The organism is Candidatus Pantoea multigeneris, assembly GCF_011752615.1.
Lineage (GTDB): Bacteria > Pseudomonadota > Gammaproteobacteria > Enterobacterales > Enterobacteriaceae > Pantoea > Pantoea multigeneris.
On sequence record NZ_VWXF01000001.1, the window covers coordinates 594,085 to 617,055 of the forward strand.

Annotated in this window: 11 protein-coding genes; 1 reads left to right on the top strand and 10 read right to left on the bottom strand. The window is 56.3% G+C overall.

The window, feature by feature from the left end:
• Positions 1–302: 302 nt before the first annotated feature.
• Positions 303–2,534: a TonB-dependent receptor gene (locus F3J40_RS02780; RefSeq protein ID WP_167012491.1), complete on the bottom strand. Its 2,232-nt coding sequence runs from the start codon at positions 2,532–2,534 to the stop codon at positions 303–305.
• Between the two features lie 511 nt (positions 2,535–3,045).
• Positions 3,046–3,477 (bottom strand): MarR family winged helix-turn-helix transcriptional regulator, encoded by a 432-nt coding sequence (locus tag F3J40_RS02785; protein ID WP_017349806.1) that lies wholly within the window; start codon positions 3,475–3,477, stop codon positions 3,046–3,048.
• A 340-nt stretch (positions 3,478–3,817) separates the two neighbouring features.
• On the opposite strand from F3J40_RS02785, the gene F3J40_RS02790 reads away from it, so the two are divergent.
• Complete coding sequence (locus tag F3J40_RS02790; protein WP_167012492.1) at positions 3,818–5,311, top strand: SulP family inorganic anion transporter; 1,494 nt, start codon at positions 3,818–3,820, stop codon at positions 5,309–5,311.
• A 172-nt stretch (positions 5,312–5,483) separates the two neighbouring features.
• Here the strand turns inward: F3J40_RS02790 and F3J40_RS02795 are convergent, their stop codons facing one another.
• The 8 genes from F3J40_RS02795 to F3J40_RS02830 all read right to left on the bottom strand — a co-directional run bounded on the left by F3J40_RS02795 (position 5,484) and on the right by F3J40_RS02830 (position 22,964).
• Positions 5,484–7,970 carry a phage tail sheath family protein gene (locus F3J40_RS02795; protein ID WP_167012493.1) on the bottom strand — a complete coding sequence of 829 codons (2,487 nt, stop codon included), beginning with the start codon at positions 7,968–7,970 and terminating at the stop codon, positions 5,484–5,486.
• Between the two features lie 284 nt (positions 7,971–8,254).
• Positions 8,255–9,652 (bottom strand): phage tail sheath family protein, encoded by a 1,398-nt coding sequence (locus F3J40_RS24715; RefSeq protein ID WP_205297166.1) that lies wholly within the window; start codon positions 9,650–9,652, stop codon positions 8,255–8,257.
• Between the two features lie 214 nt (positions 9,653–9,866).
• The gene (locus F3J40_RS02805) at positions 9,867–11,930 is read right to left on the bottom strand and encodes an ATP-binding protein (RefSeq protein ID WP_240155270.1); all 2,064 of its coding nucleotides are present in this window, start codon (positions 11,928–11,930) and stop codon (positions 9,867–9,869) included.
• A gap of 54 nt (positions 11,931–11,984) precedes the next feature.
• The gene (locus tag F3J40_RS02810) at positions 11,985–12,917 is read right to left on the bottom strand and encodes a Pvc16 family protein (RefSeq protein ID WP_167012494.1); all 933 of its coding nucleotides are present in this window, start codon (positions 12,915–12,917) and stop codon (positions 11,985–11,987) included.
• 201 nt (positions 12,918–13,118) lie between these two features.
• Positions 13,119–14,582, bottom strand: coding sequence for a hypothetical protein (locus tag F3J40_RS02815; protein WP_167012495.1), 1,464 nt, complete (start codon positions 14,580–14,582; stop codon positions 13,119–13,121).
• A 127-nt stretch (positions 14,583–14,709) separates the two neighbouring features.
• A complete protein-coding gene (locus F3J40_RS02820) occupies positions 14,710–17,079 on the bottom strand; it encodes a contractile injection system tape measure protein (RefSeq protein WP_167012496.1) in 2,370 nt (789 codons plus the stop codon).
• 54 nt (positions 17,080–17,133) lie between these two features.
• Positions 17,134–20,166, bottom strand: a complete 3,033-nt coding sequence (locus tag F3J40_RS02825) for a baseplate wedge protein (RefSeq protein ID WP_167012497.1) — start codon at positions 20,164–20,166, stop codon at positions 17,134–17,136.
• Positions 20,166–22,964 carry a baseplate J/gp47 family protein gene (locus F3J40_RS02830; protein WP_167012498.1) on the bottom strand — a complete coding sequence of 933 codons (2,799 nt, stop codon included), beginning with the start codon at positions 22,962–22,964 and terminating at the stop codon, positions 20,166–20,168. The genes F3J40_RS02825 and F3J40_RS02830 overlap by 1 nt, the downstream gene beginning before the upstream one ends.
• Between the last annotated feature and the right edge of the window lie 7 nt (positions 22,965–22,971).

Below are 22,971 nucleotides of genomic sequence, written 5' to 3' on the forward strand. Positions count from 1 at the left end.
TGCTCCTGCCGATCGACCACGACGTCCATGTCGTGGACGCACTCGCTATCATACCCCCCTTGGTTTCCCCCATAAGCTACATTGCGGCTGTCAGAAGATCGTGCGGTGGGTGGATTGCAGAGGTAAGACAGACAAATTCTGGTGGCGGTTAGAAGATCGTGCGGTGGGTGGATTGCAGAGCTAAGACGGACAAACTCTGGTGGCGGTTAGAAGTTCGTGCGGTGGGTGGATTGCAGAGGTAAGACAGACAAATTCTGGTGAACGAGGGAAATCCCCTCTCCCGCAGGAGAGGGTGAGATGGCTTAGAAATCGTAGCTCATCGAAACTTTCAGCGTACGTGGATCGCCCTGAGTCAGGTAGGTGCCTGAGTAGTCGATATTCGCCCAGTACTTCTCATTGGTCACGTTCTCAACCGCTACGCGCCAGGTGACGTCATTCTGGTTGATTTTGGTGTGATAGCGCACACCCAAATCCAGCGTGGTGTAGCTGTCGATACGCTTGGTGTTAGCAGAATCCGCCCACTGTGGCCCGGTATGGCTTAACAGTGCAGTAGCAGTAAGGCCATCAATCGGTTTGATGTCGTACTCTGCACCCAGCGCGTAGTTGAAGCGCGGCACGCCGATTGCCTCTTTGCCGTCGTAAGTCCCGCCAGACGTTTTCGCCATGATCGGATCGATCCAGGTGGCGCTACCGTTGATACGCAAGCCCAGTACCGGTTCACCGAAGACGTTCAGTTCCACGCCGCGATGACGCTGTTCGCCATCCATACGGTAGACATTGTCGCTACCCAAAATGCCGGAAGGCTTTTTGATCTCAAACAGCGCCAACGTACCGCCCACACGACCAAAGTCGGTTTTCACACCCACTTCGTTCTGTTTGGAGTGAGCAATACCGGTTACAGAACCGTAGTTGTCTGAGCCTTTTGGTGCCGCATCGCCCGGCAGCAGAGCTTCGGTATGGTTGGCATAGAAAGAAACAAACTGCCACGGCTTATAAACGATACCGTAAGTAGGCATCCAGCGACTGTTGGTGTAACGCGAAGTGGTATCTTCTGCCTGGGTGTTGTAATCGTAATTACGTACCCACACTTTCTGATGGCGCGCCCCTACGGTCAGCAACAGGCTGTCATTCAATACGCCTAAGGTGTCGCTCAGCAGGTAGCCCTGTGAACGGTTACGTTGAGTGGTTTTGGGATCGTAGTATTCGCCACCCGCGTAAGTAGGATCTGGACGTCCCACATTCACCGGATCGTACATATTGTAGTCGTTGCCCGCGAAGGACATGCGATAGGCATTTTTCGCATTGCTGGTCAGGGCGGAGTAACCTACGTTGACTTTGTGCGAGACAAAGCCGGTATCAAAGTTACCACGCAGGCCAAACATGCCGCTCATATTGTCCTGACGACGGTTGGTATCAAAGGTGTTGATACTGAGGTCGCCGTCGGAATTCAGCAACTTCGGCGTTGCATAGTTACCGATTTCATGGCTGTGCTGTGCACCCAATGCGCCATAGGCGGTCCAGCTATCGGTGAGGTCATACTCGGCTTTTGCCAGGCCCCACTCGTTTTCAATGTTGCTGAACACCCACGGCTGGCTGTAATTGGTCGAGTTGGACGGTACAGCGGGCAGAGAATCCACACCGCTGATGTTGATCCCCATACGGCCATCATGGAAGGTCTTTTTCTGGTAGCCGACATCCAGTGAGGTACGGAGGCGCTCACCGCGATAATCCAGGCCGATTGAGGCGGCGGTGGTGCGTTTCTTCTCACCGTCTACACCGGTTTCACCTTCACGATGAACGGCATTGAAGCGCACGCCGAACTGGTTGTTATCACCAAAGCGGCGACCGATATCCACGTTTCCCCCCACCTGGGATGATGAGGTGTAATCCACGCCGATGTGCGTCAGCGGCGTATCATCCGCGTGTTTGGGTTCGAGGTTAATCATACCGCCAACCGCTGCGGTAGTGGCACCGTTGATCAGGCCGTTAGCCCCTTTGAAAATTTCGACGCGGTCAATCAGCGAGGCATCCATGACCTGACGTGGCACAACGCCCTGCAAGCCACCGAAGGTCATATCGTCGCCATCCATCAGGAAACCACGGATGCGATAGCTTTCCGCAAAGTTACCGTAACCTTTTACGTTTTGTACCGTGGCATCATTGCGGATCACGTCAGCAATGGTCTGTGCCTGCTGATCCTGAATGGCTTTAGAGGTAAAGCCAATCACGTTAAACGGCACGTCCATGGCGTTTTGCTCGCCGAGCATACCAAGACGACCACCGTGTGCAATCTGCCCATCAAGGTAGGCTGGCACCAGCTGGTTACCGCCTGGCTTGAAGTCCTGCTGTGGACTGGCAGTAACGACTAACGTTTTGTCAGTTTTGGCTGCTGCATTCGCATCCGCTGCGGCATTGGCAGTGACATTAGGTTGAGTAGTGGTTGTGGTGGCTGCCGTCACTGGCAAAGAACCGGTGCTAACCAGTAAGGCAAGCAGCGTCGGTTTGAATCCGGGCGTTGAGAACGTACGGCGCATAATGTTGATACCTGATGAGATGAAAAAAAATGAGAATCATTATTATTGACGTTGCGATTATCCTGAGCGCATCGGCGATTGCAAGCGAATTATGAGAGAACGTAACGACGTTTTATCGTGGTGGGGGCATGAGATATATCTTAGATCGCCAGACCGCGATGACTTGATGATCCTTACATTCTCCAGCGAGCCCATTAGCGCATTGGGCGGCAAATTTTAGTGATATAGCTACAAACTGCGCGGTCACGGGTCCGCACAGTATTCACATGAAGGCGGGGATGACGGGGAGTAGAGTAAAGCTTCCGCCGCAAGGATGCGGCGGCAGAGCCTCCAGGGAGGGATTCACGGCGTCTTTACGGCACTCCCCGTCATCTGCGACTGGAACGCATAAATGCGGACCGCTCCTTCTAACTGAAACGCCCCCATTACCAACGCAAACGCAACCCAAAAAAAATCCGCTACCTCAGAGAGATAACGGATGCTTTTGCAACGGCGGGCGGCCAGAGGCGAATTACAGCGTATCGAGCCTTTTTAGCATCTGCCCTAATACCCCTTCGGTCACTTTTAGCGCTTCGGGATCAACATCTTCCAGCAGCCTTGCACGCAGTGCATCGGCTTCGGCCTTCACGCGGAGAAAGGCCTCTTTGCCCTGCTCGGTCAACACCAGCAGGCGCTTGCGCCGATCTTCCGGTGGCTGTACACGCGTCACTAACTGCTGTTTCACCAGCCGGTCGATCAGCGGAACCACGCTGGCATCTTCCAGCCCGAGGAGCTGGGCCAGGGCAGTTTGGGTCAGGGGATGTTCCGCATTTTCCAGCGTCGCGATGGCAAGCCAGGCGCTCATGCTAAGCCCGCTCTCTTTTAAATGCCGGTCAACGGCCAAACGCCAGGCGTGGGCGGTGGAGTGGAGTAAACGGGTGAAGGTCCAACTGGTGGTACTCAAAATGGTGGTGCCTCAACGATGGGTAGAATAACCCTGAGAAACAAGTGACAAAGCATAACAGTTTGCTCGCGAAGCGCAATCCATCTGGCGCGCTACGCTACGGGTAACATGCGGCTGGCATAAAAGGCGTTTTTAGTGCTGTATAACGCGGTTCAGACACGTTTTTGTCTCGGCTTCGATCCACCAAGCGTTTGATTTTCCACCCTGAGCGCGCCGCCACCCAACCAAGACCTTGCTGGTTTTTCTGGCATCCCCCCGCGCTTCCCGCTACCATCAGGCGGTGACTATCCCCTTCCCGCTTCGTGCAGTGCCAACGCGAGCAATATAAAAACGAGAAACTATGAGCAAAACAGAGACTATGTCCGCTGGACAGACGGACGACCTGCGCGTTTCGCAGGTGCTGCGATCGCCCAAACTTCTGACGCGGGAAACCCTTGCCGGGGTGATTACCGCGCTGGCCCTGATCCCGGAAGTGATCTCCTTCTCGGTGATTGCCGGGGTCGATCCCAAAGTCAGCCTGATCGCCTCAGTGGTGCTGTGTCTGACGTTATCCCTGTTGGGCGGACGCCCGGCGATGGTCACGGCCGCTGCGGGTTCGGTCGCACTGGTCATCGGCCCGATGGTACACACCCACGGCGTAGAATACATTCTGCCAGCGGTGGTGCTGGGCGGCGTGATTCAAATCCTGTTCGGCCTTGCCGGGCTGGCGCGCATGATGCGCTACATTCCCCGCTCGGTCATGCTGGGCTTTGTCAACGCGCTGGGCGTATTGATCTTCTTTGCTCAGGTGCCGCACGTCTGGGGCCAGTCGCCGCTGGTGTGGGGGCTGTTTGCCGCCACGCTGGTGATTGTGCTGCTGCTGCCGCGCATATTTAAAAGCATTCCTTCCCCGCTGGTGGCGATTGTTGTAGTGACCGCAGTTGCGCTACTGCTGGGCTGGCGCGTGCCGAACGTGGCGGATGAAGGCCCAATGAGCGCCGGACTGCCAGGGCTGACGCAGTTGCTGGTGCCGCTGAACCTCAACACCTTACAAATCGTCTGGCCGACCGCGCTGAGCGTGGCCTTTGTCGGGCTGATGGAATCATTACTGACGGCAAAACTGGTGGATGATATTACCGATACCCCATCCAGCAAACGGCGTGAATCCTGGGCGCTGGGCATCGCCAATATTCTGGCGGGCTTTTACGGTGGGATTGCGGGCTGCGCGATGATCGGCCAGACCATTGTTAACGTGGAGATGGGCAAAGCGCGTTCGCGCGTCTCCACCGTGGTGGCGGGTTTGGTGCTGCTGTTGCTGGTGACCGGGCTTTCCACGCTGATGGCGCAGATCCCGATGGTGGTATTAGCGGGGATCATGATGGTGGTGGCGGTGAAAACCGTGAACTGGCACAGCCTGCAACCGGCGACGCTAAAACGCATGCCGTGGTCAGAAACGTTGGTCATGGTATTAACCGTGGCGATCACCGTCTGGACCAGCAACCTGGCACTGGGGGTGTTAGCCGGGGTGATAGTGGCGATGATGCTGTTTGCCCGCCGCATCGCGCATGTGATTCGCGCCGAGCGCGAAGTCACGGGTGACATCGCGACTTACACCGTGCGCGGCCCGCTGTTTTTTGCCAGCAGTAACGATCTGTTTGAGCACTTTGACTATGCCCACGATCCGAAAACGGTAGTGATTGATTTAACCCATGCGCAAATCTGGGATGCGTCCAGCGTCGCCGCGCTGGACGGGATTGTACACCGCTACGGGCGTTACGGGGTGCAGGTAGAGGTGATTGGGCTGGAAGGCTGGAGCGGCGAAGTGCATAACCGGTTGAGTGGGAAGTTGGGGTAAAAATAGTGTACGGCTATGGGTTCGGGTAGATAACTCATAGCCGTGATGGCTTGCCACCGTGAAAAACGGGGGGATTAAAATGCCCATCGGGCAGGAGGTAAGGTGCACCGAGTGGGTTGCCGGACCTCATCCCACCTCTGCTCCCTAGGAAAATCCCCGTTGATTTTAAGGTTCATTGCTTGTCGTAAATCCACACCCGGCCTGCATTTTCTACCTCCTCACTGCAGTACTGCCCCTCGCCGATAAACAGCCGGTTGGCGGCATAATCTGTCGCCAGGCTCGAGGAAAACGTAAAATCTTTATCCTCTGGCGCACTAATCGTCTGTTTTAACGTCCACTCCCCTTCCCACAGTTGGAAAATCCAGACCTTTCCGCTGTAATTGGTACCTGATTGCCCTTTGGCAGATGAAGTATGCACCACGAAGGTGTTGCCATCGGGGGAGAAAATACTGTACTGACCAAAATAGTCCCCCGCAGTCTGTTTAGCCTCCAGCAGTTGGCCCGCAATCCAGCCCTCTCTCTGCAGTTGGTAGAGCTGTAGCTTACCGGTATTATTTTCAAAATCCCTGTTTCCAATCGCTATCAGCTCGCCAGAGGGATGCAAGCTGGCAAATGAGGTTCCCGAGGCAGGAATTCGTGCTGAATCCTGCCGGGTTACACCGGTGTCATCCAGCGTACAGGTGGTGACCTTGATATACTCGGCCTCACCCTCTTTGAGAGTTTGAGAAAAAATCACCAGCTGCTCCCCGCTGCGGTTAAAACTCATCTGGTAACCAAACCGTTCATTTTCCTGCGGTTGTTCCGCCTGTAGGGTGTGTTTGTGTTGCCAGATGTTGTCCTGGTAATACCAGAGATACACCGCACCGGCGCTGGCGGGATCATTATAAGTTGCCTGTTTGGCATACACTGCCAGCCGGCTACCGTCCGGGCTAATGGCTATTTTTTGACCATATCCTGAATTTGGCTGCGGAACTGGCACAACTTGCTGCCACTCATCCCACTCAGGCCAGGTACCGGCTATACGGCGGGCAAAGTAGAGCTTGTTACCATTCGGCACACCGATAAAAGCAGCGGAACCGTCCTGATTGAGAGCGTATTGAGTAACAGGGCCAGATTGAGCGATAGCGGCTTTAAACACCGGCTCCCACTGACTGTCTGAGCGCTGCTGATAAATATACATACCCAAACTTGCGTGATCACCACCAAAAATTACCGTCCGCCCATCGGCAGACATTCCTACGCTGCGTCCGATAAACGCATTAGCAATCAGTTCATATCCCTCCGGCTGCTCCCTGGGCGCAACGTAGTTGACCACCGGCTCCAGCTCCGGTAACGGCTCCCTGATCGGCGTCACCACATCGCCGCTCACGGCGCTCGCCATGGTCTGGCTAAACTCCAGCACAATAAACTCTGCCGGGCGTACCACGGCGAGGCCGATATTCATGCGCAAGATACCGTCATTGAGGTCTTGTTCGGTCATGCTGCTACCGACGCCAACCTGCACCTGATAACACTGCTCCGGTGTGGTACCAGCAAACGCTCCGGCTTCAAACAGGCCGAACAGGTAATTTTCTGCCGCATTGCGCAGCTGCTGCCAGGTCTGTGGGCCGTTGGGTTTAAACAGCACTTTGCGCAGCGACTGCTGCATATCGCGTTCGATGCGGTCAAAGGTGCGGCGCACCGGCACATAGCGCCATGCGACATCACCCGCACTCAGGGTACGCGCCCCCCACAGCTGCACGCCGATGCCGGGGAATTCACGCAGCATATTCACCGCCAGCGTGCCGTCCTGGTTAAAGCGCGCCTGCGAAGCATCCCCTACCTTCACCAGCGGTTGCAGGCCTGGCTGCAAAGTGAGGTTGGCGGGGGCCTTCCAGGGGCCAATTTGCCTGTCGGTTTGCTGAATCAGGGCCGCTGCCACCGCACTGGGGGCCACCGGATGGATGACCGCCACCGGCTCGCCGCTACGCTGATAAAGCAACCACAGAGGGCTGAGCCACGGATAGTAGAGTGCCGCGCTGGCGTTGGCATTGTACCCACTGACGAAGGTTGCCAGTGCCTCGGCATCAAAACGCGGCTGGCGTTTCACCGGTTCAGTATCATCACCTGGTCGCTCTGCATCATTTGGCCCGTCCAGCAAGGCGAACAGCCCGCTGCCAGGCTGGCACAGAGCAGAAATAGCCAGCCCGACCGCCAGCGGTTGCCCCGCCTGCACCACCAGCGTGGCATCTGATAAATCCGCAATCTGATTGAGCTGGTCACTGCGGCACAGGTAGCAGGCACCGCCGCCGTTGTCGAAATAGGCTTTGAGCGCACTGAAGCTGGGGTGAGTCCAGTCCGGTTCGCTGCTGCTGTGGTTCTCGGGGCCAGAGTCCAGGCTACTGAGGCGCTGGTGTGCCGGGTTGCCACCCTTACGCACCGGACGGGCGCTGGCAAAGCCTGAGGCGCTCGCGCTACTGCTGAGGACACCACTCTCTCCTTGCAGCCAGCGCTCAATTTCAGCAAAGCTACTGACCAGGTAAGGCTGAGACAGCGCCGACCACGGCCCGTCATTGCCGATAACCATCACCGGGAGGCCCGGTGCGGTTGCGGTTACAGAGAGTGAACTGCGGGTGATGTCATCAATATGCACACCGGGAGCAAGCGGGAAATTGAGCATAGGGTTCTCCGGTTACAGAATCAGGTTTTCTTTAGGGGAAACTGTGCGTATGAAATAAATCATGGCCATGCAAAACAGTAGTTGGCCGTTTGGCGACCACTGAGGTATGGCGGGTGGTTTGAACTACTTCTTTTGTCAAACTACGGCAGAGTACAGAGCCTTGCGGTGAACCGAAAAGGGCCATGCTCCGGCGCGTTAATTGTCTGTTTTAACCTCCACGGCCCTTCCCACAGCTGGAATCTCCAGACTTTTCCTCTGCCATCGCCATCAGATTGCCCTTTCAATCAAATCATCCCCCTCGGTTGTTCTCCCGCCTCAGGGTCATCCCGATAGGGATCCGACTCGGGCTCCGGCTCCGGTTCTGGCTCCGGTTCAGGTTCCGGTTCTGGCTCCGGTTCAGGTTCCGGTTCCGGCTCTGGTTCCGGCTCCGGCTCCGGTTCCGGCAACGCCGGCCCATCGGCAAGGGTGGCCCCGCCCAGCAGTTGGCTAAACTCGAGGAACACAAACTCTGCCGGTTTGACCACTGCCAGGCCAATGCGCATACGCATAATGCCAGCCAGCGTATCCTGCTGCGTCATGGTGCTGCCGAGGCCGATTTCAACGCGATAGCTGCTTTGCGGGGTATCCCCGGCGAAGGCCTGCTGGCGGAACAGGACGTAGAGATAATTCTCCACCCCGGCACGCAGTGCTTCCCAACTCACCGGGCCGTTGGGTTCAAACAGAAACCGCTGCATGGCCTGCTGCAAATCACGCTCCACCCGATCAAAGGTGCGGCGCACGTTAATATAGCCCCACGCCGGGCCGCTGTGGGTCAGGGTGCGCGCCCCCAACAGCACCGCACCACGACCGGGAAACTCGCGGAACATATTCACCGAGGGCGCGGTAAAATCCTTGCTGGTGAACGCCTGCTGGGCGCTGTTGCCCACGGCCACCTGCGGCTTCAGTCCACTGCTGAGCGGTAAATTACCCGGTGCGAGCCACGGGCCAGCGGCGTTATCGGTTTTCATCACCAACCCGGCCGCCACGGCGCTGGGTGGCACCGCGTAAGTCCCCACTCTGCCTCCCTGCAATGTCCAGCGGGCATTGAGCCACGGATAGTAGAGCGCGGCACGGGGAGTGGGTGAAATCTCACCCAGAAAATCGTGCAGCCGCTGCGCCGAATAAAACCCCTGATGCTGCGGACCATCCAGCAGGGCAAAACGTCCGCTGCCGGGCTGGCACAGGTTGAGGATTCCCGCTATCACCTGCTGGGGTTGTCCGGCCTGCACCACCAGCGAGGCATCGCTCAGGGCTTCGATCTGCTCCAGCTGATCCACCGGGCAGAGGTAACAAGCCGTGCCGCCATTGGCGAAATAGGCGCGCAGAGCCAGTGCTTCAAGGCTGCCAGGATCGGCAGAGCGTTGGGCACCCGGTGCGTCCGCCGCTGCCGTCTGGGCGTCGTTGTCGGCCAGCCAGCGACTGGCCGCTGCTAAGCTCAGGCTCCCTACGCCCATATTGCCCGCACCTTCCAGCGCGAAATAGTCTTCCAGGCTACCGATCAGAGCTGGCTGCTGCTCGCCCCACCAACGGCTGCCCGCAGAGGTGAGCAACACCGGCACTGCGCGGGAGGACGAGCCAAGGGCGAGATCAAAGTGTGAAACCTCTTCAACATAAACACCGGGAGAGAGTGGCAATTGCGACATAGTGCAGGTCTCCAGAACGTGGCCCGGCCACGGTTCAGCGCAGCCGGTACCACAGGCATGATTAAGGGGCTCGTTCAGTGCGATCGGGTCGCGGGATCATTCAGCGCAGTCACCTGGCACCTCAGAAAAAAACGATCTGCCCCCGGCGGAGGGCAGACCTGGCGAAAGCGCCATGTGACCTGAGAGGTAACTGCAAGACTGAACCCGGCTATCGCTAGCCGCGCCCCATTTTGCTCAGTTCCCGCTGGATGGCGCGTTCAATATGTTCCAGCGAGATAGTTTTTTTCTCCGCGCTTAGCCAACTGGCGAGCAGCGCGGCGTTGCGGATGTTGGCACCGGTCAGCGCCAGCTGCGCCAGCCGGGCAAAATCGACCTCTTTCGCCACTTTGATCTGCGGCGGCCACACCGCACGCCACATCTGCTCGCGCAGGTCGGCGTTGGGGTAGGCAAAATGCGTAATAAACGAGAAGCGGCGGGTAAAGGCATCATCCAGATGGCTACGGTTGTTGGTGGCGAGGATCACCAGCCCAGGGTGATGCTCCAGCCGCTGGAGCAGATAAGCCACTTCGATGTTGGCATGCCTGTCTTTGGCATCTTTGGTTTCACTGCGCTTACCGAACAGCGCATCGGCTTCGTCAAAGAACAGCACCCCCGCATCCTGTACGGCGAGATCAAACACGCGGGCCAGGTTTTTCTCGGTTTCACCGATGTATTTGTTGATGATGCTGGAGAGATCAACGCGGATCAGATCCACACCTAGCGCCCCCGCCATCACCTCCGCCACCATACTTTTCCCGGTGCCGGGGTCACCATAGAACAGGGCGCTGATGCCGGTGGCCTTGCCCACTTTGCGCGCAAAGCCACGCTCCAGCACCCGCTCGCGCTGGCGTACTGCGCACAACACTTCATCCAGCTGCTCGCGTAGCCCAGGGCTAATAATGATGTCATCCCAGCTGCGCTGCGGCGTGACGCGCTGGGCCAGCGCATTGAAATTCTGTTTAGCACGACGCAGGAAGGCGGCACGAAAATCTTCCTCCTGCGGCCACATCTTGCCGCGCTGCATCGCCAGCGCGTGGGATTCAGCCACGGCGCTACGCATGGTATCGAACGGCAGCGCAATACGCTGCACCAGCGCGCGGGCATCCCACTGTGGCGTATTACCACCAAGTAAAGAGAGCAGGTAGTTGTAGCGTTCTTCTAAGCCCGGCACGCCAATCTCCAGCGCGTGGCGGCTGAGGCGGCTAAAGGGCAACTGCGAAAGCTGTGCTGCACTGAGGGTGCAGATCGGCAAGGGCAGCCCGTCGCGCACCTGTTGCTCCACTATCTGTTCCAGCTGCTCGATCAGGGCGCTGTAGCTGTCGCCCCCTTCCCCCGCTGCTTTAGGGGGCGGGAGGTCCAGCACCAGCAGTGAACGCGTCAGCCGGGTGAAGTTAAACAGCTGGCGCAGCAACAGCGGCGCATCACGGCCGGTGTTAAGCAGTTGCAGCCAGGAGACCCACAGCGCCTGGCTATTGAAGTGGCGTGCCAGTTCAGCAATATAGGCTTCACGGTCGGTACCGGCTTCACTGCGGATGTCGAGCAGCGGCGTCAGGCTTTGGTGAAACGCCAGCTGGCTCACCGCCGCCTGATGGCTGCGATCGTTGTGTTGATCCTCCACCCAGCGCGCCATGCCCTGTAACCCAGCAGGCAGGCTTTCACTGCCTAACAGCCAGTCCAGCACCATTTCATGGGTGCGATAGCCCTGCTCTTCACCGGCATTACGCCGGGGCAACAGTTCGATCAGCCCGTCGCGCTGTAGCGGCGCATCCGCCTGTAGGCTGGCGCGTTGGGCATGACGGAGAAAGGTGCCCGGACAGAACAGTGCCTGAACCAGCCCGAAACTGGGGCCTTCATTTTGTTGCAGCGGAAGCTGAGCAAATAGCTGGCGATAGCGCGGCTCAAAGCTGTTCAGGCAGCCCAGCAGCAGCACCGCCAGTTCGAACTCACTCAGTTGATACTGCTCCACCAGCTGCGCCATGCGGCTTTCGGCGGGCAGATCGAACTGCGGGATGTTGCTTTGCCAGTTGGCACTGCGACCGGCCCAGTAAGGCATGGCGCGCGTGGCGCTTTCCAGCTCGCTGCTGGGCGGATAGAAATCACTTTGTGGATCAAACTGATACTGCTGCTGGTGGCGCAGCAGAATGGCATCCACCTGCGCCACGGCCGCCAGAAAGGTATAGAGTTGATCTTCCGCGGCAGCGCTGTCGGCTGGCGGGACATCTTCGGGCATCAGGTTCATAGGGCGATCCGTTTGTCAGGACAAAGGGGGAAATCGGGTGGACCGGAGGAATTATTAATGGGGGGTGGGCACCGCCTCCGCATTTTTCTCCGGCACCTGCACCAGGCCATCAAGATTGACCTTTTTCACCGACCAGCTTGTGCCTGCCAGATCAAAGGTTTTCCCTGCCCAGCCGTTGGCGGTCTGCTCGAGCAACGTAACCTGTTCTGCCAGTACCAGCCCGGCCACGCTCACATCCACCTCCTGCACCGGTTCCCCGGCTTTCTTACGCCGGATGGTTAACGTGGGTACCGCCCGCACGGTGACGCGCGCCAGCGCCCCTCCCGGCAGCTTATGCGCCAGTTCGGCATACAGTGCCTGTTCTAACTGCAGCTGATCGTGGCCGGGGAGCGGTTCAAAGGTCGATTCCACCTTTTTCACCGGCAGAATTTCTTCCATATCATCCAGAACCACCGGCATGGTGACGGCAAAGTTGAGAATGGTGCGCGGCTTATCCCCCAGCGCCTGCCAGAAGTTGCCGAGGCTGTTCAGCGCTTCTGGCTCGATAATGCGCAGCTGATACTTCTTAAACGCGCTGTTTTTACGCAACTTCAGCAGTGCGCGAATCATGGTGCTGTGGTTTTTCACCGAGTCGCTGTCCGGTTCCGCCTGCGGCGAGGTGGCACTGATTTTGGTCGGCGGCTCCCAGTAGGTCACCAGGTAGAGACAGCGGATAAAGGCGCGGTCCGGCTCATATTGCCCACTTTGCGGTAAATAGGCAGTGGGTGAGCTGTGGCGAATCGCCAGGTCTTCATGAATCAGGTACATAAATAAGTGGAACGTCGGGCTATTAATTGACGCATCTTTATAATTGGGCTCATCGAAGCGGAAATTAAGTTTATCGCTGTCTTCGGGAACGCCAAAGCTGGTGTGCAAGTGGCGTTTAAGTGACATATTAAATTCACCGATCTCGCTGGCTGCGAGAGTGTCGAACAGGGATTTAGGCATGGTGGCTCCTCGAAATAAGGAAGTAATAGGAAAGATTTTATTTTAAAAGTCGTTATCAGCCGTAATTAACACTCTTCACTTTCGACAAGATAGATTTTAAAAAAAAACACTAATAATAGTTAATTTAAACTCATAAATAAGCACTTCTGAGTAAAAAATTATAATTCAACATAGTGCCTCATTGAGCCAATCCTCATTATATTACAAAGTCTTGGTAATCATATCGCCAGTATTAGTAAATGCAACCGCATCACCAATCTTAAGTATGTAATCGATAGACAGACTATAACCAACACTCCCCACCCCGCCGCGATGTGTTTTTTCATGTCGACTACCATTTATATAAACACTATCCGAATTATAATTCACCCCATTCAAATCAGCACCCCTTCCAAAGCCAGCCAAATACGTACCAGAAGAATTAACATAAGCAATAAAATAACCCCTAGAACTATACCCATATAAATGACAGTTATGCAGCCTGGCCATTTGAATTATTAACATCTCCTCGGTAAAATTAGAATACAGCTGTCCAGAGCTGTTAATTTTTATCGTCGAATCATCGACTTTCAACCCCAACTGCCCGGTGCTATTAATTTTTAATGTATTATCATGGCTTACGCCTAAAACCGCACCATAAGGCCCTGTTCCTTTATATTGTTTAAGGCCTTTTTTCTCCCCATTGGCGGCACCAACATTAATCCAGATACCGTCAATATCCTTTGGCGCACTGCTAATGACAGCAGCAACACCGCCATCATAGTCAGCATTATTTGAATATAAACTAACGCCTACCTCACCATTCGTTGTTATTTTCAACCCATTTGTACCGCTTATTTTCACATTAACTTTATTATCAGCGTCAATCTCTAACGACGAACCCGTCGCCATCCTTAATGCATTGCTTTCAATTTTTAAGCCTGACATTTTACTAGTATTCAGCATCAAGCCATTAGTACTGCTGACTAAGCCCCCCGAGGCATGGGGCATTACCCCTAGCTTCCCGGTACTGCTATCAATCTTTAACGTATCATCATGGCTCACGCCTAAAACCGCACCAGCAGCATATGTGCTTTTATATTGTTTAAGACCTTTTTTACTCCCCATTCCACCAACATTAACCCCAAGACCGCTAATATCCGTTGGGTTATGGGAAATAACAGCAGCAACAAAGCTATCAGAGTCAGCATTGTATGAATATAAATTAACCTCCACCTCACCACCTTCTGATATTTTCAACCCATTTTTATTGCTTGTTTTAACATTAACTGTATTATCAGTGCCAATCACTAACGACTTCCCAGCGTCTAGACTCACGCCATTGGTATCGGAAAGCAGCCCTCCCGTTGCTTTCGCCTTTACATGCAATTTTTCATTTTCAAACACCAACCCATTACCGGTTTTACCACCATTATTATCGTCGGTATTTGCCATTCCTAGCGCACCGGCGACATCATAGTGCTGATCCAATAGCTGTTTATAATCCGCTTCGCGCGGTACGGCATTGGCGCGAAATTTTTTGATTAATTCCTCACGCTTTTGCGCAAAGGGCAAGGTGCTGGCCGCCTGCGGGGCGGATTCCGACTGCGGCGCGATCGCGGCTTCAGGCTGCTTCTGCGCTGAATCCTGTGCATTATCCGTTGCTGCTGGGGTCTTTTTAGCCATGATAACTCTCCGGTTTGGAAAACGTTATGCAACATAGTGACAGCGGCAGCTGTCCGGGAAGGTGTTACGGCGGTTAGCCTGCGGCTTGCAATACAGGTTCAGGGCTCACCGCGCAGGAGTGACGAGATTACAACGCGGCACCGTAGTCAGGGCGCGGCCAGTTCAGGGTGATCGGTTCGGATAACCAACTGTAATGAATCTGTTCCAGCGGCCAGGGAATATGGCGCAGCAAAATATCTGCCGGATGCGGCTGTACGCTAAGCTGCCAGCCGTAGCGCTGTTGCTCCAGGGTGCCGGCGCGCTGGAGAAACAGCTGACGTAACTCTGACAGGCTGAGGTTTTTCAGGCCCGGTAGCTGGAGCAGCAGCGCTTGCAGCGCCGGTTCCAGCTGTTGCGCCTGCTGCTGGGCCAGTTCCAGCGGCCACTCTTGCTCCAGCGGCCATTCCAGTGGCCAGCCACACAGCAGTTTGCTACACAGGCTGCGCCACTCACCACCTTCGTCGTCTTGCCAAATCAGCGCATCCAGCAGCGCTATCGCCTGTTGCTGCGCCTCGGGCCCGCTAAAGCGCAGCGGTGCCTGTGGATCGGCTTGCACCACCAGCCCCTGTGAACGCAGCCAGCCGGGTAGCAGCGGCCAGAGCAATACCAGGCCCGCGTGATGCAGCTCCAGCTGTTCGGGCAGCGGTGGCGGCTTTGGTGGTCGCTGCGCAGCATTGCGGGTTGTGGACGTGAGTCGTGCCAACTGCTGCTGTGCCCGCGCAGAGAGCAGTTGCTGCCAGCCTTGCTTTTCGTTAAGGGGACGTCGTGAGCCTTCAGGCTGGAGGGCCACCTCCGCGGTTAACGCGGCGGCTGGCGGTTGCTGCGCCTGCTGTACAAGCCAGGGTTGCAGCGCCAGCAAACGTTGCGGGTTGCCCGCAGTTAACAACCGCTCCAGCTCACGCCGCTCCTGCGGCTGTGGCGGACGGAGTTCGGCCGCACTAAAGCCATGCAACAGTGGAAGTTCGCTCTGCTGCCACAGTAACAACAGCAGCGCCAGCGGGGATGCCGTGCTCAACCGGGCCGCTGGCGCTAACAGTGCGCACAGCTGCCGCCAGTCACTGGCCGTCATCAGCTGCAACAGCCGCTGGCGCCCGCCAGGCAACTGCAATACGCCGATCAGCGCAGCCCTCTCGGTGGGGGAAATTGCTGGCAGGCCCGCAAGGCGCTGGCGTAATAACTGCTGCGGCGTGCGGGGCTGCCCTGACAGCGGCTGTGGCGTGCGGCGGCTTCTCGCCCGAGCGTTTACACCAGACGGCACAATCCGGGGCTGCCCCACCCGACGCTGGCGTAATAATGGCTGCGGCCTGGAATGGCTTCTCGCCTGAGCGTTAACCCCAACTGGCATACTTTTCAGCTGGCCCGCCACTTGCTGGCGCAGCAACGGCTGCGGCGTGCGAGGCTGCCCTAACAATGGCTGCGCCGTGCGGCGGCTTCTCGCCTGCGCGTTAACCCCAACTGGCGTATTTTTCAGCGGGCCCGTCACTCGCTGGCGCAGCAACGCTTGCGGCGTGCGGGGCTGCCTTAACAGCGGCTGTGGCATGCGGCGACTTCCCGCCTGCGCGTTAACCCCAACTGGCGTATTTTTCAGCTGGCCCGCCACTCGCTGGCGCAGCAACAGCTGCGGCGTGTGAAGCTGCCCTAACAGCGGCTGTGCCGTGCGGCGGCTTCTCGCCTGCGCGTTAACCCCAACTGGCGTACTTTTCAGCTGGCCCGCCACTCGCTGGCGCAGCAACGGCTGCGTCGTGCGGGGCTGCCTTAACAACGGCTGCGGCTTGGAATGGCTTCCCGCCTGTGCGTTAACCCCAACTGGCGTACTTTTCAGCTGGCCCACCACTCGCTGGCGCAGCAACGGCTGCGTCGTGCGGGGCTGCCCTGACAATGGCTGCGCCGTGCGGCGGCTTCCCGCCTGCGCAATAACACCTGACTGGCCCTGCTGCTTTGACGCCGTCGCGTCAGTTTGCAGCGCCCACCCTGCCACAGGTTGCGGCACAGTGGCAAAAGTGGGCCAATAGCCATTGCTCAGGTAACGCAGCAATGTCGACCACTCTGGTGGCGCTGCGTCAGCCAGAGGGATGGCTCCTGGCGTATCGCCACTGAGATCCCTGAGACTTTCCTGCTCCTCAGGGGGATTGCTTATCTCACGCCGATCGGCTGCGCCCCGATCCTGGTCGGCAGGAACGGCGAATCTCTCCGTTGGGTCAATCTCCTGCTGCTGTAGCGCCTGTTCCAGCGCGGCCAGCAGCCGTGGCACAAACTGCCAGGAGAACTGCCTAAGCGGCAGCGTGCCAATATCCACTCGTAATGGCTCTGTTAGCATGGTATCTGCGGGAAGATAACGCGCCAGTAACGCCGCGAGCTGTGGGTTCAGCTGCTGCATCAGCTGGCTCACCTGCTGCTGGAGATAAGCCGCATGCGTTCGTGAGGTGGTTAGCGATACGGTGACACGATCAATCGGCATAAGTTCTCCTGTCAGCAGGACACAGCCCAACACCGGCTATGGCTGCGCGCGGGCTTAATCGTCCGGTGCCACAAACAGCAGGAAGTTATCGCTCGCCTCCTTGTTCCATGCGGCTTGGTTTTCCACTGTCCACTCTTTAAAGGGTTTCAGTACCCCATTAACGGTTTCCCTGGCTTCAATAGCCGTAAGCCTCGCCGACTCGGCATGGTCCGGAATGCGCGCTATCCCAATGCCTTCTACCAGCTCGGCCAGCATACCCAGCGAGAGCATGCGCATGAGCTTCAGGGAGTCTTCCCCGACCGCCATTCCCTGGTTTTGCCAACTGGCATAGGTGCTGCTAAAACTGGCAAATTGTTCGTCTGTTAACCACAGCACCCTCACCTGAATGTGCGCCGGCACCTCCCCCTGCACAATTTTGCGCACCCGCTGATCTTCGGCTTCAATCTGCTGTGCCGTCTTATCTTTCACATTCCCTATGTAACGCAGTGGCAATACCACGCTGAGGGTAAAGGAGAATCGATCGCGCTGTAGCAGGTCGTCATGGGAGGCAGGTTTGACCAGCGTGTCCTTAGATTTGATGAACCAGTAATAACGGTATTTTTCGAAGTCAACGGGGTCGTCCGCACTGTCTGTCACCGTAATGTTGGCGTAGCCTGTGACAGGGTCGACAGCATCAACGGTGGCCTCATACTGATAATCATTGCTGGCGGTACGTTCTTTGGTTTTAGACGCAGCATAGTAAGTACGCTCCAGGGTGAGCGTATCCCCTTTGCGGAGCACCTGCGGCCACGGTTGATCGCTGTTGGTGGTAATTTTATATTTGTTGGTCCCTGCGATAATCACTTCAGCGTGTTCTTTATCCAGCAAGTACTTCATTTCGTTAAGCCAGATATCGCTGAAGCTGGCGTTTAGCGTTGTCTTCGTCAGATCCAGCGCCAAAATCTCTTTTAACACCGCGCGCAGTTGCGCAAATTTACCCGGCAGTAGCAGGAAGCTGTTTTCACGTTTAGGTGCACCCGTACCTGTTAGCCACAGTTCTTCTCGCACATCGTTACCCAGTTGCATCACCAGCAGGTTGCCTATGTGTACTTCCGGTTCGGTGCCAATTTTATATTTGAGATCAACCATATGCTTGCGCGTCATGTAGCCCGTAAGCTCCCTGTTCGTCTCCAGTACCAGGAAAGTTTCCGTGCCTAACTGCAGCTCTTTGGCCTGCGAGATTTTCAGCGGGGCCTGGCCCTGCTCTGGCGGCATATCCGGCAACAACAGGGCATGTTCCACCACATAAAACGACAGTTGGCGAATATCGGGCGCGGTGCTGAACATCTCCTTGCCGATCCCCAACTGCCCGGCAAGGCGGCGCTGGAGGGAAGAGACCTGATTGTTGATAAATACGGTGCGTTTGTAGCCGACTTCAGGCACCTGGCGCAGCAGATTCAGGCCGATATACAGATTATCCAGCAGCTGCTGGTCAGTTGTGATCTGTTTATTGAAGTCTTCAATACCGAAGTAATTTAACAAGAAGCGAATCAGCCGCAGCATGGCACTGAGTTCCATCTGGTTTATCTCTGCGGTGTTAATTAATTTCTCTTTAAGATCGGCGTCTTTATCGTCGCGATAGACCGCATCCAACACGCTACCTTCAGCAAATGGCCACTGCGCACCGTAGGCTTCCATCATGCTGAGATGGTCAGTGGAGAGATTGAGCAGCCGGGTCAGGTTTTCCAGCTGCTGCAGGTTGCTGGCAAGGTGCTGCTCAAACCCCAACAGAAAATGGTGTAACTGACGAACTTCCGGGGTCGGGTCAACTTGCTGTAGCTGGTAGAGCGGTGGCACCACCAGGCTGGCCGGGTAGTAACGGCGCAGATGACGATAACGGCCCAGGGGATAAGGCGGTGAGACCTGGCTGCGGGGGGACGCAAAACGCAATGCAATCAGCGACACAATGTTGCTTGCCTTACCGGCTATTTGCACCCCGTTACGGTAGATCAACACTTTTTCCAGCATCAACGCTACTTGTTTATCCAGGTCACGACTTGCTCCCCACAGCACCGGCAATTTATCTGTTAGCGTCCTGAAGAATTTCTCTTTCTCTGCTACGCCATCAAACGCCAACTCACGCACCGCTTTCACGCCCTCCACCGCCGTCAGCGCAGTATTAAAGTGACTGAGTGAAATCACCTTCTTTCCGCCCAACTGGCCGGGAGGAAGTTTGGTAATCCAGCCATAGGCTGCCTTCGGCCCATGGTATTCCCCACGCGCCAGATCGACCTTTTCCTGACGTTCCAGCCGTGCTGCCAGCACATTTTGCAGCGCCAGATAGAGGTTGGCGTAACACGCATCGACATCTTCCAGCAGTTCGTCAGCCTCGATCTTTGCTGACAGCGTGATCACCTCTTCTTTTGCGCTAAGCACCGAGACACTCCGGAACACCTCACCCAGGTTGCGATGCTGCTCCAGATAGTTGGTCAGTTTCTGTTTATAAGCATCGTCATTGAGGTTAAGCCGCGGCAACTGTGAAATCTGTGCCACCACCTGGTAGCTGCCAAACAGCTCCATACGGGGGGGGCCTGGAAGAACTGGATCTTCCGGCTTCTCTTTTACGGGTTTTTTAAACACAAAATTGCGGTTTACGGCATCGTAATAGTAGTGGAAACGGCCATTTGTCTCGCCATCTGCGGCCACGCGGGGATCGCGCGTAATCGTCGCATCGGCAAAGTAAAAACCAGCCGGCGTGCCTTGATGGTAAAGATCAAGAATGCCACGGCGATAATCTTCCGCCGTCACCGGGCTGGTGGTGAGCATCTCTTCCGGCACAAAATTCGGCGGAAACAGCCCGCTGCCCACGGGCGCGTTTTCCAGCGTCAGTAGATCCTGCAACGGTAGCAGGCAACGGTAGCTGATATCAGAAATGTTCCAGGCCAGCGCCTCCAGCAGCGTAATGCCCGGATCGTGCAGTGCGGTATCGGTCCAGGTTTTCCCCGCCAGTTGTTCTACTACCTCGCGTGCATCACGCATCAGGGTGTTAAAGTGGATGTTCTCTTTTTCAGCTTCCACCAGCGAAGGCGGAATATAGTTATCGCTCATCACACAGTCTCCTCTGGCTGGGGTAATCCCACACTGGCATCACTGGGCAGCTTGAGATTAATCACTGCCAGCGTGGTTTCAATCGCCTGGTATTTATCTTTATCAGCCTGCGTTTCATTTTTGACATCATTCAGCGTGACATCGGTGACATACCGCACATCAGGGTGCTGTTGCAGCACCTGCATGATGTCATTAATGGTCAGTGTGTCCCCCGGTTGCACCCGCTGCTGGCCATTCAGCCAGGGCATAAAGTGCTGGCGCAGCATCTCATCCAACTGACTTTGCAGATTGGCCTGGTTGACATGCTCATCCACGGCAACGTCATATTTCACCACAACGTCGAGATAGCAGGGGTTGAGCACCCGCAGATTGAGCCAGGGAGAAGCCCGATCGGTAATAAACTGCTGAATCTCTTTTAATCGTGCCGGGCTTAATATCGGTTTGTGGGGGTCCTGCCCCTGGTTGATGCCCGCTTGTGGGATCACCATAATCTCTTGCACGCGATCGGTAACGAATACCGGTTCTGCTGTTGCGCTAGTGCCCGAACTGGCGGGTGGCACTTTCGGAATATACAAACCGTCGAGGATTTTCATACCGGGCAGGCGCACATGATGCACATCCGGGAAGTTGGCAATAATCAACTGGACAATATCGCGCCAGTTAGAGGCACGGCCACGATGCATAACCTGTTCAGCAATGCGCTGCATGCTGGCGGCATCGCTCTCCTGTGCCTTCCCTCCCCAGCCCGGCAGCGGCTGAAGCACGGCAAGCAACCCATTGAACGGGACCACCGTGCTGCTCACCGTACCGGCGGGCAGCGGCGTGGCGAAGTGCTCAGGCGCAATACTGGCGGCATCCACCAACGTGGCACTCTGGGCATTGGTCCATAAACCATTGAACCATGGGTACGGCTCCACATTCGGCTGCATAGCCAGTAGTTTCTGTTGATCAGTGGCGGTGAGATCCTGAGTCATATAGACAGGTAGCTGTACCTGATGGTCAGTGAGTTCAAACTTACTGACCCGAAGCCAGTAGCGTCCCGTGGGCATTAGCGTTGTCTCGTGAGCCGCGTCCGCTGGCAGCGTCACTGCGCCACTGCCGTTACGGGCAAAGTTGCCGGTGTTGTCACTTAGCTGCTTACTTAACGCTTTCCACTCAGCGACACCGTTAGTCTGCGACAGGTACTCCCACTCCAGCCCATCAGGCGTGAACGGTACCGGCGTCTCGATGGACCAGTAGAGGCTCAGCTGTTGGCCGGGGTGCATATCCGTGAAGCCGAGATAGACGTGCGGGCTGGCGAACTCCTCGCGGGATTCAGCATAGCCATAGGGCAGCAGCGCGTATGGGGTAAATGCAACGTCAGCAAGGCTATAGCTGACATCGACATCCTCCAGACGGGGATCGTAAGGGGGATTGAGCGGCTTATTCTCGGTGATATTCCCCTCTTTAAACGTCTTTTCATACAGTGCATGCTGGAAGTCAATGGCCCCTAAATTCACCACCAGCGTATTTTCCCCCTCCTTTAGGGTGCGGGAAAAGATCAGTGCATTATCGCTTTGCCTCTCGCCAAACAACGAGACCTCTTTTTGCACCAGATCTTCACTCTTGACCTTGAAAACCCCGTTACCCGAGACAGGATTATTGGGGTAGTTGGCGTACCAGGCCTTAAGATCCGCCGGACGTCCCTGCCATTTCGGGGTGAGGGTGAGCGTCAACGTCTGGCCGCTGGCGTTGCGCCATGCCGGAGATGACAGCGTAAAGGGGCTGCCTGCTTTCGGTGCCATACCAAAAAGATAATTTACCTGTTGAACCGGGCCTGAAACGCCATCGGCGGTCGTCACCGTCACGTCTGCAGCATTGACGACGGTAATCTCCACCGCCGTCACTTTTGGTAACGTCGCGTTAGATTTTTCCTGATAGAGGCGTATCACCGGGTCGGTCAACAACGCATACTCCGCTGGCGCTTCCGGGCTCAGGCTCGCTTCCAGGGTGGCCGTTAGCGTATTGCCAGAAACAGAACACAGCAGTGGCTGCCATTTGGTGCCGATGCTCACTTCGGCCTTAAACCCTACAGGCGAGCTGTCAAACGTCAGCGTTAACTTACGCTGACCCGCGCCAGCCGCTTGCAGGGCGGCAATCACCAACAGCCAACCGTTGCGCACGGTTTCATCTTGCGGCTGTCCCCGCTTTCCGCCCAACTGGGGCGAAAATAGCCGCACGCCACCCGCTGGCGGTGTGATGCCCGTCGCCACATCAAGCAGGGTACAGGCCCGGACGGTGTTTGTGACGGTATCAGGCAGCAGCCAGCGAATATCGGTAATACGCGCATGGTTGATCAGCAGCGGGGCATCCAACCGGTAGTTCACGGGTACACCCGCACTGTCTTGCCCGGCACTGAACAGCAGCCCTTCGGGTACATTCAGCGTCTGGTGCTGCTCATCCGGCGTGAGCTGTAGCATCACCTGGTCGGCCGCTGCGGGCAGCGGCTTAACCCCGAGCACGCCGCGAAAATAGAGATCGCGATGCCGCGCTGGCAAGGTGTTCATCAGCCGGCGCGGGGTTTCCATCATTTTGAGGAATGCGAGAAGAAACGCCTGCTGCGGCTGAAGCGTACCCGGTGCCGATGCTGCTTGCTCCAGCAGAGCGGCGAGAGATTGCGGTGTCTGACCATCATTAAAGAAAACCTCATCCCAATTCTTAAGATCGTTGAATGGGATAGCACGGGTATATGCCTGGAAATTCTGCAGGTGCGTAAGCAACGAACGATTATCATAGATAAACTCTTCTGGCGATGTCATAGAAGTA